Here is a 12,728-nt window from a genome sequence, read left to right on the forward strand (position 1 = left end):
TATAAACGCCCCCGGCGCCGCCCCCCGCGCCGGGCGCGGCCCGGGGGCGGGGGCGGCCCACCTCTGCAGCGGCGAGCCCGGCAGTGGCCGTGCCCGCCGACGACACCAGCATCGAGGCCGGCTTCGAGGACGATGGCGAGAACATCGACCAGGACATCCGCGAGGTCTTCATCGAAGAGTTCGACGAAGAACTGGTGAACCTGGGCAACCTGCTCCCGGCCTGGCGCATCGCGCCGGACAACCTGGACCGCCTGCGCCCGATCCGCCGCGTGTTCCATACGCTCAAAGGCAGTGGCCGGCTGGTCGGTGCGCGCACCCTGGGCGAGTTCAGCTGGAAGATCGAGGGCATGCTCAACCGCGTGCTCGATGGCAGCCGCCCGGCCTCGCCGGCGGTGGTCGCCCTGGTCGGCCAGGCCTACGAGGTGCTGCCGCAGCTCAATGCCGCGCTGCGCGATGGCAGCCGTGTCACCGCCGATCTGCAGGCCATGCAGGCCATCGCCGATCGCGTGGCCGCCGGTGAGGAGACCTTCCATGTGCCCCTGCAGCGTGCCGCTGCAGCCGCCGTGGCAACGGCCGTGGACAGTGGGACGCCTGACGCTGCGCCGGTGATCGAGAGCACGCCGGCCAACATCGACAGCGTGCTGCGCGAGATCCTGGAAGCCGAGGTTGAGATCCATCAGGCGACGCTGCAGGCGTGGCTGGATGTCGCCGCCGATGCACCCCAGCCAGTGACCGACGGGCTGCTGCGCGCCGTGCACACCATGAACGGCGCCTTCGCCATGACCGACGTGCCGGAGATCACGGCGGTCACCGGTGCGGCGGAAAGCTATATCAAGCGCTCCCTGGCTGCCGATGCACTGCCCAGCGCGGCGGGCATCGACGCGCTCGCCGAGACCAGCGTCGCGATCACCACCACCATGGCGGCACTGCAGGACGAGGCGCCGCGGGTGCCCGTGCAGAACGCGTTGGCGGCCCGCCTGGTCGCCCTGGCCGATACGTTGCCCGAGGCGCGCTGGCCGGCACTGGTCGAGGACGATCTTGACCTGGTGGACGACGAAGCGTCCGTCGAGGCGACTGAAGCGGATGCGGAAGCGGAAGCGGAAGCGGTAACCGAAGCGACGGCCGCAGATGCCGTGGACGTGGCTGCCATCGACGTGGCTGCGGTCGAGGTCCTGGCTGCAGGCGCGGATACCGTTGAAGCCGTTGAAGCCGTTGAAGCCGTTGAACCCGTTGAGGCATACGAAGTCGTCGAAGCAGCAGATGCGCATGCCGAGGCAGGGCCGTTCGCCCCGGTCTCCGATGCGCAGGGTGATGCGTTCGCCGCGACCGGTGATGACGTGCAGGACGACGCCGTGCCGCTGCTCGCGACCGCCGACGACACCACGGCTACCGGCGAGCAGCAGGCCGAGATCGATGCCGATGGCCTGAGCGTGATCGAGCCCGGTCGCGCGGCCGCTGAGGCCGACGACGATGCCCTCATCGCCATGGAGCTGACCGGCACGGACGACCTGTCCGCCTACTTCGATGCCGCGCTGCCGGACACCGCGCGCGCAGCAGATGCGCCGCCTTCGCCGGATGTCGCAGCCGAGGACGCGGATCTGGCGTCTGTGCATGCGGGCCTGGAAGCGGTCGAGCTGACCTCGGCCGAGGATCTCTCGCGCTACTTCGATCATCTCGCCGAGCCGGTCACGCCGGAACGTCCGGTCGACGTCGGCGCTGAAACCGACGCCAACTCGGACACCGACACCAGCACCAGCACCAGGGCCGAGGCCGAAGGCGTGGCAGACACGGCGACCGACAGCCGCTCCGACTCGGCAGAGGCGACCACCGACGGTCCGGCCGCCGCTGATGTCGATGCCCATGCCCATGACGATGAGCAGGGCAGCGCCTACGCGGTCGCGGTCGATGACGCGGCCAACGACAGCTGGAGCGATACCGATCCGGACAGCGACGAAGACGCCCATGCGCTGGATGAGGTCCTGCCGCCGCCGCCGGCCTTCGGCGAGGTGGTGGACGCCCAGCAGGCGGTGGATGACGGTTTGACCGTCGTCGATGCGCCGGATGCCTCCGATACCGGCGTGCTCGGTCTGGACGCCACGGCTGAGAACGCCGGCGAAGCCGATGCGTTCGCCGAGGCGATCGAGACCACGGCGCCCGATGCCTCCGCCGACGCTGCCTCCCCGGCGCGCTTCTTCGAACTGGAGGACGCACCCGCTGCAACCTTCACGAACGCCCCGGAAGCCGACGACGCCCGCCAGGTGGAGTCCACCGACAGTGACGACCTCGCGCCGGGCGATGCGCTCGATTTCACCCAGCTCGACCAGGAGCTGGTCGATATCTTCGTGGAAGAGGGCAAGGACCTGCTCGACCACTGCGATGGCCTGATCAGCGAGCTGCGCGCCGCGCCCCAGGACCGCGACGTGATCGCCGGCCTGCAGCGCGACCTGCATACCCTCAAGGGTGGCGCGCGCATGGCCGGGATCAACCCGATCGGCGATCTTGGCCACGGCATTGAATCGCTGCTGGAGGCCGTCGCGGCCAACCGCACCGATATCGACCGCAGCGACGTGCACCTGCTGGAGCGCGGGTTCGATCGCCTGCACCAGTTGCTGACCCGCACCGGCCAGCACCGCACCGTGGCGATGCCGGATGACCTGATCGCCGCGTTCGAGCAGCGTACCCAGGGCCGCGCCGAGCCCGAGCCGCTCGAGACCGCCCATGACACGCTGCCGTCCGGCGATGCCAAGGTGGAGGCCGCCATCGCCGCGCTCGTGGCGGCGCCGCTGTCGGCACCGGTGCCGCTGGAAACCGTCAGCGAGGAAGATGGTCTGCCGCGGCCGCAGCAGGAACAGGTGCGCGTGCGCGCCGATCTGCTCGACCGGCTGGTCAACCACGCCGGTGAAGTGGCGATCTACCGTTCGCGTCTGGAACAGCAGCTCGGTGCCTTCCGCGGCGCCATGGGCGAACTGGACCGCACCAATGCCCGTCTGCGCGATCAGCTGCGCCGCCTTGATCTGGAAACCGAAGCACAGATCGTGGCGCGCTATCAGCGTGAGCAGGACCAGGCCGATCACACGTTCGACCCGCTGGAACTGGACCGCTTCTCCACGCTGCAGCAGCTCAGCCGCGCGCTGAATGAATCGGCGGCCGATCTGGGCGGTCTGCAAGGCGTGCTCGATGATCTCTCGCGCCAGTACGACGTGCTGCTGCAACAGCAGTCGCGCGTCAGTTCGGAGCTGCAGGACGGCCTGATGCGCGCGCGCATGGTGCCGTTCGATGGTCTCGTGCCGCGCCTGCGCCGGGTCGTGCGCCAGGCGGGCCAGGACACCGGCAAGCAGGTTCACGTCACCCTCGAAGGGACCCACGGCGAACTGGATCGCAACGTGCTCGATCGCATGGTCGCGCCGCTGGAACACATGCTGCGCAACTCGGTGGCGCATGGCCTGGAAACCCCGGAACAGCGCCGTGCCGCGGGCAAGCCGGACGAGGGCGAAATCGCCATCCGCCTGCGCCGCGAAGGCTCGGAAATCGTGCTGGAAGTGGCCGACGATGGCGCCGGGCTGGACCGTGAGGCGATCCGTCGCCGCGCCGAACAGCGGGGCCTGATCGCCGCCGATGCCGTGCTCGGCGATGCCGAACTGGATGCGATGATCTTCTCGCCCGGCTTCAGCACCGCCGACCAGGTCAGCCAGCTGGCCGGCCGTGGCGTGGGCATGGACGTGGTGCACAACGAAGTGCGCCAGCTGGGTGGTTCGGTGGACATCCACTCGGTCAGCGGCCAGGGCGTTACCTTCACCCTGCGCCTGCCGCAGACGCTGGCGGTCACCCAGGCGGTGTTCGTGCAGATCGGCGAGACCACCTTTGCAGTGCCGGTGGCCTCGGTCAGTGGTATCGGCCGGATCTCGCGCGAGCGCTTTGAAACCGCCAACGGCGGGTACCACTACGGTGGCGAAGAATTCGCCCTGCACGATCTGGGTACGCTGATCGGCCAGGCCCAGGCCCGCGCCGAAGGCCAGGCCCAGGTACCGCTGCTGCTGGTCCGCGCCGGCGACCTGCGCGTGGCCGTGGCGATCGACCAGGTGCTGGGCAACCGCGAAATCGTGGTCAAGCCGGTCGGCCTGCAGATCGCCTCGGTGCCGGGCATCTACGGTGCGACGATCACCGGCGATGGCCGCGTGGTGGTGATCCTGGACGTGGCGCCGCTGGTGCGCCGCTACCTGGCCAACCCGCACAAGCCGATCACCGCTGCAGCCAAGGTCAGTGATCGCGATGTGCCGCTGGTGATGGTGGTCGACGATTCGCTGACCATGCGCAAGGTCACCGGCCGCATCCTGGAGCGCCACAACTTCGAGGTCACGGTCGCCCGTGACGGTATCGAAGCACTGGAGCGCCTGGATGAGCGGGTGCCCGACCTGATGCTGCTGGATATCGAAATGCCGCGCATGGACGGTTACGAGCTGGCCAGCGTCATGCGCGCCGACCCGCGCTACCAGGGTGTGCCGATCGTGATGATCACGTCGCGCAGCGGCGACAAGCACCGTCAACGTGCCTTTGAACTCGGTGTCCAGCGCTACCTGGGCAAGCCGTACCAGGAACTGGATCTGATGCGCAACGTGTATGACCTGCTGGGGATCGCCCGTGCACGCGAGTGATGCCCATCCCCTGTTGTCGGTGGCCCTGCTGGCCCGTTCCGGGCCGGCACGCGACCGCCTGCGCGAAGCACTCGGCCATGCCGGCGCCCGCCTCGTGCTGGAGGACGACCCCAACACGCTCGACCTGCAGGCGCTGCGTGATGCCGATCCCGGTGCGGTCCTGATCGCGCTGGAACCGGCGATCGAAGACGCCCTGGAGCGGTTGGATCCGGTGTTGGGTTCGCCGTCACTGACCGTGATCTTCGACGAAGCCGAGCTGGCTGCACGCCGCGATGGCTGGGAAGCGCAGCGCTGGGCACGGCATCTGGTGGCCAAGCTGCACGGCCATCAGGACGTGCTGCCGCCGGGTTCGGAACAGGACCAGCAACTGCAGCCCGAACCGGGCCTGCCGGTCACCCCGGCGCAGCTGCATGCCGACGCACCGCTGGAGTTCCATCTGCGCGAAGCCGAGGATGCGGCCGCCGAGGTGCCGGCCGATGGCCTGTACCAGGCGCCGGCGGAGTTGCACGAGCCGGTGTCGCTGGAAGAGGCACTGGCCGCGCTGCAGCCGCTGGAACCCGATCCGGTCGCCCCGGCGATTCCGCCCATTCCGGCCTCGGCACCGCCCGCCGCGGCCGTATCCATCGGCGATCACAGCCGTTGGTCGCTGGTGGAGGATGACGGTGTTGTCGCTGCGCCCCCGTCGATCAACGACACGGCGCCCGCACCCGAGCGCTTCGGCATTGAACGTCTGTCGCTGGTCGAGCTCGAACCCGAGGCCGGTTCCGCCGGTGGCTGCGCGGGCGCGGTGCTGGTCCTGGCCGGCATCGGCGGGCCGGATGCGCTGCGCCGCCTGCTGGCCGCGCTGCCCGAATCGCTGAGCACCGCCGTCCTGGTGCATATGCGCCTGGACGGCGGCCGCTACGGCAATCTGGTCAAGCAGATGGCACGGGTGTCCGCACTGCCGGTGCTGCTGGCCGAGGACGCCCAGCCGGTTGAAGCCGGCCAGGCCTACATCCTGCCGGACGACATCGGCATCGCCATGCGCCAGGGCGGTCTGCAGTTCATCGCCGATACCGCCGGCATCCAGATCGAGGCATTGCCGGCCGCGCACAGCGGCGTGGTCCTGCTCAGCGGTGCGGATGCCGCCCAGGTGGACGCCGTGCTCGCCCTGGCCGCCGCCGGTGCCTGGGTGGCCGGTCAGATCGGCGAAGGCTGCTATGACCCGACCGCGGCCAGTGCCGTCGTTGCGGCCGGGCAGGACGCCGGGGAACCGCCGCAGCTGGCCGCCACCATCGCCGAACGCTGGGGCGTGGACGCCTGAGTGGCGCCGACGCACCTTTGAAGGAAAACCCATGAGCTACGCCAGCAACGACGAAATCCGCGGTGTCCTGATCCAGGCCGGGCACGAACGCGTGCTGCTGCCCAACGCCACCGTGGCCGAAATGATGTCCAAGGTGCCGGTCGAAACCGTTCCCGATGCGCCGGCCTGGCTGGTCGGGCAGATCGCCTGGCACGGCTGGGACGTGCCGCTGCTGTCCTTCGCCCGGCTGTCCGGGCAGGGTGACGAGCCGGTCGTGGCCAACAACAAGGTCGTGGTGCTCAAGGCGCTGGGCGGCAATCCGCGCCGTCCCTACTTCGCCCTGCTGACCCAGACCTTCCCGCAGCTGATCGCGGTGCCGCGCGACGGTCTGCTGGCCGATGCCTCCGAGGAAACCCTGCCACAGGGCGTGCACATGCGCGTGCTGCTGGGCGAGCAGAGCGCGCTGCTGCCGGACCTGGACGCGCTGGAAGCGGCGCTGGACGAATCCTTCCCGGTCGCGGGGTAAATCAATAACGGGGACGGGGGTAGTTAATCGGCACGATTAACTACCCCCGTCCCCGTTATTTTTCCGTCCCCGTTATTTTTCAGCCCAGATCGCCCAGCCGCGCCTGCACGGCGGCGATGGCGGCTAAGCCCGCGGTCTCGGTGCGCAGCACCCGCGGGCCCAGCTGCAAGCCTTGGAAGCCTGCCGCCGTCAGCGCCTGGCGGTCGCGCGGCGACCAGCCGCCTTCCGGGCCGATCGCGATCACCACGCCGCCCGGAGCGGCCGAGAGCGTCGACAAGCGATGCTCGCCCTGTGGATCCAGAGTCAACTTCAGTGCCCCGGCTGGAACCGCGTTGGCGGCGTCCTGCAGTGATCGCGGCGCGGCCACGCTCGGCACGCGGGCGCGGCCGGATTGGCCACAGGCCGAGACCACTACGCTGTGCCAGTGCGCCAGCCGCTTCCCGGCACGCGCCGCATCCAGCTTTACTTCGGTGCGTTCGGCGTTGACCGGCATGAAGGCCTGTACACCGAGTTCGGTGGCCTTCTGCAGAATCAGGTCCATCTTTTCCCCGCGGGCGATGCCCTGCAGCAGGGTGATGTGCAAGGGCGACTCGTTGTCCAGCGCGATGGCACTCTCGATACGCACCTGCGCATCGCGCTTGCCCACTGCCCCCAGCGTGGCGCTGTAATCCTGGCCATCGCCATTGAACAGCACGCAGCCGTCGCCTTCGCGCAGGCGCATCACGCGGACCAGATGGTTGGCGGCGTCCTCGGGCAGTGACAGCACCTGGCCGACCGCCAGCGGATGGTCGATATGGCTGCGGGTCACGCGCATGCGACGGCCTCGTCGATGGCGGCGAGGGTGGTCAGGGCAAGCAGATCCAAGTGTTCATCCTCTACACAGTACGGCGGCATCCAATACAGCACATTGCCCAATGGGCGCAGCACCACCCCGCGTTTGAGCGCGGCTTTATAAGCGTGCAACCCGATCCGGGCTTCGGCCGGGAACGGTGTGCGCTTGTCGCCGTTGCGGGTCAGTTCGAAGGCCACCACCATCCCCGCCTGCCGCACATCGGCGACATGCGCGTGGTCGGCGAATGGCGCGGCGAGCGTGCGCATCACTTCGGCGGTGCTGCGGTTGCGTGCGATAACGTCTTCGCCGGCGAAGATGTCCAGGGTCGCCAGCGCGGCGGCGCAGGCCAGCGGATTGCCGGTGTAGCTGTGCGAATGCAGGAAGGCGCGCTCGCGTGAATCATCCAGGAAGGCGTCGTACAGCGCCTGCGTCGCCAGCACCGCCGACAGCGGCAGGAAACCACCGGTCAGGCCCTTGGACAAACACAGCAGGTCCGGCATTACCCCGGCCTGCTCGCAGGCGAACATCGTGCCGGTGCGGCCGAAGCCGGTGGCGATCTCATCGGCGATCAGGAAGGCACCATTGGCATCGCACAGCGCGCGCGCACGCTGCAGATAGACCGGGTCGTACATGCGCATGCCGCCCGCACACTGCAGGCGCGGTTCCAGGATCACCGCGCAGATCTCGCCCGGGTGCTGGTCGAACAGCGTGGCCAGCGCATCGGCCGCCTGGTGCGCGCGCTGGGCGGCACTCTGGCCCGGCTCGGCCAGGTAGGCATCGGGCGAGGGCGCGAACAGCGCCTCGGTCAGCAGCGGGGCATACACACGCCGATACAGGGGAATATCGCCGACGGACAGCGCGCCCAGGGTTTCGCCGTGATAACCGTTCTCCAGCGCGACGAACCGGGTGCGGTGGTTCTCGCCCCGGTTGCGGAAGTAGTGGAAGGCCATCTTCAGCGCCACCTCGACCCCGGCCGAGCCGTTGTCGGCATAGAACACCTTGGCCAGCGGATCACGCCCGGCCTGGCGTGGCGCGATCGCCAGCAGGCGCTCGGCCAGCTGTACCGCCGGCGCGTGACTGAAGCCGGCCAGCATCACCTGTTCCAGCTGGGTGGCCTGCTGGGCGATGGCCGCGCCGATGCGCGGTTGCGCATGGCCGAACAGATTGGTCCACCAACTGCTCACCGCATCCAGGTAGCGGTGGCCGTCATGGTCGATCAACCAGGGGCCTTCGCCGCGGGCGATCGGCAGCAGGGGCAGGGTGTCGGGATGCTCGCGCATCTGCGTGCACGGGTGCCACAGCACGGCCAGATCGCGTTGCCGCCACTGATCGGCCAGCGTGAGGGGGGCTGGGTCTGCTAGCATTTCGGGCTCATGAACACGTTTTCACCAGTACCCATTCTAGAGATGCTCGCATGAGCCGTCGCCTGCCCATCATCCACCAGATCACGGACGAGGAAAGCGGGCCGTTCCAGCGCCAGCATCTGGATCTGGAGTTTTCCAATGGCGAACGCCGCCGCTTCGAGCGGCTGGTAACCCGCGGCCACGGTGCGGTGGTGGTGGTGCCGATGCTCGATGACGAGACCGTGCTGCTGGTGCGTGAATACGCCGCCGGCATGCACCGTTATGAGTTGGGGCTGGTGAAAGGCCGCATCGATGCCGGGGAAACCCCCGAACAGGCCCCCGACCGCGAGTTGAAGGAAGAGGCCGGTTACGGTGCCCGCCGGGTCGACGTGCTGCGCGCGATGACCCTGGCCCCCACCTATATGAGTCATCAGTCCTGGCTGGTGGTGGCGCGTGATCTGTACCCCGAGCGCCTGGTCGGTGATGAGCCGGAGGAACTGGAGGTCGTGCCGTGGAAGCTGGCCGATCTGGACCAGTTGATGCTGCGCGAGGACTTCTCCGAAGGCCGCTCGCTGGCGGCACTGTTCATCGCCCGCGAGTGGCTGGGACGGAAGGAATGATCAAACTCACGACGGATCTGCGCGAAACCGTCATCGCCATCGCCCAGGACGCGGCCGCCGCCATCATGGCGGTGTATGCCACGCCGTTCGATGTTGAGATCAAATCCGACCACAGCCCGGTCACGGCGGCCGATCTCGGCGCCAACCAGGTGATCGAGCGCGGGCTGGCGCAGCTGACCCCGGAGCTGCCGATCCTCTCCGAGGAATCGGCGCAGGTGCCATGGGAGATCCGCCAGCACTGGGGTGCTTACTGGCTGGTCGACCCGCTGGATGGCACCCGCGAATTCGTCAAACGCAACGACGAGTTCAGCGTCAACATCGCGCTGATCTACCAGGGCGCGCCGGCGTTCGGCGTGGTGCTCGCCCCGGCCACCGGCCAGATCTGGCATGCGATGCGCGGCGAACTCGCCTACCGCCGCGACGGCATGCGCGATTCGGTGCTGCGGACCCGCACGCCCGCCTCGGCGCCGCTGCGGGTGGCCGCCAGCCGCTCGCATCGCAGCGAGCAGACGCAGGCCCTGCTGGACCGCATGGGCGATATCGAGGTGCTCGCCCAGGGCTCCTCGCTGAAGTTCTGCCGCCTGGCCGAAGGCACGTTGGACGTCTACCCGCGGCTGGGCCCGACCTCGGAATGGGACACCGCCGCCGGGCAGTGCGTACTGCACGCCGCCGGGGGCGCGGTGCTCTCGGCCGAGACCGGCAAGCCGTTCCGCTACAACCGCCGCGAGAGCCTGTTGAACGGCGACTTCATCGCGCTGGGCGATACCCGCCTGCCGTGGCGCGCGTGGCTGCCCGCCTGACCTGACTGGAGCAACGATGCCTGCCACCCCCGAACTGGACCGCCTGCTGGGCATCATGGCGCGCCTGCGCGACCCGCTGCAGGGCTGCCCCTGGGACCTGCAGCAGGACTTCGCCAGCATCGCGCCGTACACCATCGAGGAAGCCTACGAGGTCGCCGATGCGATCGACCGCGGCGATCTGGATGACCTCAAGGATGAGCTCGGCGATCTGCTGCTGCAGGTGGTCTTCCACGCGCAGATGGCGCAGGAGCAGGGGGCGTTCGGGTTTGCCGATGTGGCCCGCGCGATCAGCGACAAGATGGAGCGCCGCCATCCGCACGTGTTCGCCCAGGTCCAGGTGGACGGGGCCGAGGACGTCAACAGCAACTGGGAGGCGATCAAGCGCGCAGAGCGTGCTGCAAAGGGCCACACCGATACCTCGGCACTGGCCGGGATCTCGCGTGGCCTGCCGGAGTGGCAGCGGGCGGTGAAGCTGCAGGCACGCGCGGCGCGGGTAGGGTTCGACTGGCCGGGCCCTGCACCGGTGATGGACAAGGTACGCGAGGAACTGGACGAAGTCGCCGCGGAATTCGCGCGCGGCCCGGTCGAGGAGAATCACGCACGCCTGCAGGAAGAGCTGGGCGATCTGCTGTTCGTCTGCGCCAATCTGGCCCGCCACGCCAAGGTGGATGTGGGCGCCGCGCTGCGCCTGGCCAACCACAAATTCGAACGGCGCTTCCGCGCGATGGAAGCCCAGGCCGAGGCGGCCGGACAGTCCATGGCCGTGCTCGATCTGGAGGCACAGGAAGCGCTCTGGCAGCAGGCCAAGGCCGGCGAACCCGCAGCGTGAAAACGCTGCTGCTGTTCGCGCTGACCGCCGTGGCCGAGATCGTCGGGTGCTACCTGCCCTGGCTGTGGCTGCGCAGGGACGGCAGCGCCTGGTTGCTGTTGCCGGCGGCCGCCAGCCTGGCCTTGTTCGCCTGGCTGCTGACCCTGCACCCGGCGGCCAGCGGCCGCGTCTATGCCGCCTATGGCGGGGTCTATATCGGCACTGCACTGATGTGGCTGTGGCTGGTGGATGGCATCCGTCCCAGCCGCTGGGACCTGCTCGGCGTCGGCCTGTGCCTGGCCGGGATGATGGTGATCATGTTCGCCCCGCGCACCGCCTGATCCTGCCTGACGGGCACCCAGGACACTCCCCGACGCCGGCGTGAAGACGGCGTGGCTATACTCGGGCCTACGATTCCGGGGAAAGGGAGTGACCTGATGTTTCCGACCATGCTGTTCTCGCTGGTGCTGGCCTTCGTGGCCGTTGTCATCCTCTTCAAGGCGGTGCGGATGGTGCCGCAGGGTTACGAATGGACCGTGGAGCGCTTCGGCCGCTACACCCACACCATGTCGCCCGGCCTGCACTTCCTGATCCCGATCGTGTACGGGGTCGGCCGCAAGGTGAACATGATGGAGCAGGTGCTGGACGTGCCGAGCCAGGAAGTGATCACCAAGGACAACGCCGCCGTGCGCGTGGATGGCGTGGTGTTCTTCCAGGTGCTCGATGCGGCCAAGGCGGCCTACGAGGTCGCCAACCTGGAGGTGGCGATGATCGCGCTGGTGCAGACCAACATCCGCACCGTGATCGGCTCGATGGATCTGGATGAATCGCTCAGCCAGCGTGAGGTGATCAATGCCCAGCTGCTGAGCGTGGTCGACCATGCCACCAACCCGTGGGGCGTGAAGGTGAACCGCATCGAGATCCGCGACATCCAGCCACCGCGCGATCTGCTCGATGCGATGGCGCGGCAGATGAAGGCCGAGCGCGAAAAGCGCGCGCAGATCCTGGAGGCCGAAGGCTCGCGTCAGTCCGAGATCCTGCGCGCCGAAGGCGAGAAGCAGGCCACCGTGCTGGAGGCCGAGGGCCGCAAGGAGGCCGCCTTCCGCGATGCCGAAGCGCGCGAGCGCCTGGCCGAGGCGGAGGCCAAGGCGACCACGATGGTCTCCGAGGCGATCGCCCAGGGCGACGTGCAGGCGATCAACTACTTCATCGCGCAGAAGTATGTGGAAGCATTCAAGGAACTGGCGACCTCGCCGAACCAGAAGCTGGTGCTGATGCCGATGGAGGCCAGCGGCGTGATCGGCTCGATCGCCGGCGTGGCCGAACTGGCGCGCGAGGCGTTCGCCAAGCAGGAAGAGAAGAAAGCCACGCGCGGCGTCCCGCCGCGGATCGGGGGCTGACATGCGCTGGGAAGTGGTGGCCTGGGGCGCGCTGGCACTGGTGCTGTTCGCCGCCGAGGCGCTCGCGCCCGGCGCTTTCATGTTGTGGATCGGGATTGGCGCCGCGGCGGTGTTCGTGCTGGTCGCGGTGTTCGCCGACATTCCGCTGCTGTGGCAGGTGGTTGCCTTCGTGGTGCTCAGCGTGGTCTCCATCCAGTGCTACCGGCGCTGGGGGCGATCGCACGATCGCCAGAGTGATCAGCCGCTGTTGAACCGGCGCGCCGAGCAGTTGATCGGGCGGGTGGTCCTGCTCGACCAGGGCATCGTGGCCGGCAAGGGCCGGGCCAAGATCGACGATGCGTTCTGGGTGGTCGCCGGGCCGGATCTGCCGGCCGGCAGCCCGGTGCGCGTGGTGGCGGTGGAAGGGATGACGCTGAAGGTGCAGCAGGCCTGATCCGCGGTTTTCCCGCACCGCCGCAGGCGTTG

General features: G+C 68.7%; 10 protein-coding genes and 1 pseudogene. 9 read left to right on the forward strand and 2 right to left on the reverse strand.

Translation table 11 applies throughout. The annotated features are described in order from the left end of the window. Positions 1–89: 89 nt before the first annotated feature. The 3 genes and pseudogenes from QMX81_RS08865 to QMX81_RS08875 form a co-directional block, all read left to right on the forward strand. A pseudogene (locus QMX81_RS08865) lies at positions 90–4,652 on the forward strand (Hpt domain-containing protein); the annotation flags it as partial. Further along, positions 4,618–5,955, forward strand: coding sequence for a chemotaxis protein CheB (locus tag QMX81_RS08870; RefSeq protein ID WP_121039039.1), 1,338 nt, complete (start codon positions 4,618–4,620; stop codon positions 5,953–5,955). The pseudogene QMX81_RS08865 and the gene QMX81_RS08870, both read left to right, overlap by 35 nt. A 31-nt stretch (positions 5,956–5,986) precedes the next feature. Beyond that, on the forward strand, positions 5,987–6,460 hold the full coding sequence (locus QMX81_RS08875; protein WP_121039036.1) for a chemotaxis protein CheW: 474 nt from the start codon (positions 5,987–5,989) through the stop codon (positions 6,458–6,460). Between the two features lie 79 nt (positions 6,461–6,539). Here the strand turns inward: QMX81_RS08875 and QMX81_RS08880 are convergent, their stop codons facing one another. Then, complete coding sequence (locus QMX81_RS08880) at positions 6,540–7,274, reverse strand: 16S rRNA (uracil(1498)-N(3))-methyltransferase (RefSeq protein WP_121039033.1); 735 nt, start codon at positions 7,272–7,274, stop codon at positions 6,540–6,542. Further along, complete coding sequence (gene bioA / locus QMX81_RS08885; RefSeq protein WP_121039030.1) at positions 7,265–8,656, reverse strand: adenosylmethionine--8-amino-7-oxononanoate transaminase; 1,392 nt, start codon at positions 8,654–8,656, stop codon at positions 7,265–7,267. The genes QMX81_RS08880 and bioA overlap by 10 nt, the downstream gene beginning before the upstream one ends. A gap of 50 nt (positions 8,657–8,706) precedes the next feature. Between bioA and nudE the strand changes: the two genes are divergently transcribed. From nudE to QMX81_RS08915, 6 genes are all read left to right on the forward strand, one after another. Further along, on the forward strand, positions 8,707–9,255 hold the full coding sequence (gene nudE, locus QMX81_RS08890; RefSeq protein ID WP_282260714.1) for an ADP compounds hydrolase NudE: 549 nt from the start codon (positions 8,707–8,709) through the stop codon (positions 9,253–9,255). Beyond that, the gene (gene cysQ / locus QMX81_RS08895; protein ID WP_121039024.1) at positions 9,252–10,055 is read left to right on the forward strand and encodes a 3'(2'),5'-bisphosphate nucleotidase CysQ; all 804 of its coding nucleotides are present in this window, start codon (positions 9,252–9,254) and stop codon (positions 10,053–10,055) included. The genes nudE and cysQ overlap by 4 nt, the downstream gene beginning before the upstream one ends. Positions 10,056–10,071: 16 nt before the next feature. Further along, the gene (mazG, locus tag QMX81_RS08900; protein ID WP_121039021.1) at positions 10,072–10,884 is read left to right on the forward strand and encodes a nucleoside triphosphate pyrophosphohydrolase; all 813 of its coding nucleotides are present in this window, start codon (positions 10,072–10,074) and stop codon (positions 10,882–10,884) included. Further along, positions 10,881–11,204, forward strand: a complete 324-nt coding sequence (locus tag QMX81_RS08905; protein WP_121039018.1) for a YnfA family protein — start codon at positions 10,881–10,883, stop codon at positions 11,202–11,204. The genes mazG and QMX81_RS08905 overlap by 4 nt, the downstream gene beginning before the upstream one ends. Positions 11,205–11,300: 96 nt before the next feature. Further along, on the forward strand, positions 11,301–12,263 hold the full coding sequence (locus QMX81_RS08910) for an SPFH domain-containing protein (RefSeq protein ID WP_046272684.1): 963 nt from the start codon (positions 11,301–11,303) through the stop codon (positions 12,261–12,263). 1 nt (position 12,264) lies between these two features. Continuing rightward, entirely contained in the window at positions 12,265–12,696 is a 432-nt protein-coding gene (locus QMX81_RS08915) for an NfeD family protein (protein WP_121039015.1), read from the forward strand. Positions 12,697–12,728: the final 32 nt, after the last annotated feature.

This window comes from Stenotrophomonas sp. PS02301, from assembly GCF_029959485.1.
Taxonomy (GTDB): Bacteria; Pseudomonadota; Gammaproteobacteria; order Xanthomonadales; family Xanthomonadaceae; genus Stenotrophomonas; species Stenotrophomonas maltophilia_Z.

Bases quoted from the DNA above. Each gene is read 5' to 3' on its own strand.
- QMX81_RS08870 (WP_121039039.1), top strand. From the start codon at position 4,618: ATGACCTGCTGGGGATCGCCCGTGCACGCGAGTGATGCCCATCCCCTG.
- QMX81_RS08875 (WP_121039036.1), top strand. From the start codon at position 5,987: ATGAGCTACGCCAGCAACGACGAAATCCGCGGTGTCCTGATCCAGGCC.
- QMX81_RS08880 (WP_121039033.1), bottom strand. From the start codon at position 7,274: ATGCGCGTGACCCGCAGCCATATCGACCATCCGCTGGCGGTCGGCCAG.
- bioA (WP_121039030.1), bottom strand. From the start codon at position 8,656: ATGCTAGCAGACCCAGCCCCCCTCACGCTGGCCGATCAGTGGCGGCAA.
- nudE (WP_282260714.1), top strand. From the start codon at position 8,707: ATGAGCCGTCGCCTGCCCATCATCCACCAGATCACGGACGAGGAAAGC.
- cysQ (WP_121039024.1), top strand. From the start codon at position 9,252: ATGATCAAACTCACGACGGATCTGCGCGAAACCGTCATCGCCATCGCC.
- mazG (WP_121039021.1), top strand. From the start codon at position 10,072: ATGCCTGCCACCCCCGAACTGGACCGCCTGCTGGGCATCATGGCGCGC.
- QMX81_RS08910 (WP_046272684.1), top strand. From the start codon at position 11,301: ATGTTTCCGACCATGCTGTTCTCGCTGGTGCTGGCCTTCGTGGCCGTT.
- QMX81_RS08915 (WP_121039015.1), top strand. From the start codon at position 12,265: ATGCGCTGGGAAGTGGTGGCCTGGGGCGCGCTGGCACTGGTGCTGTTC.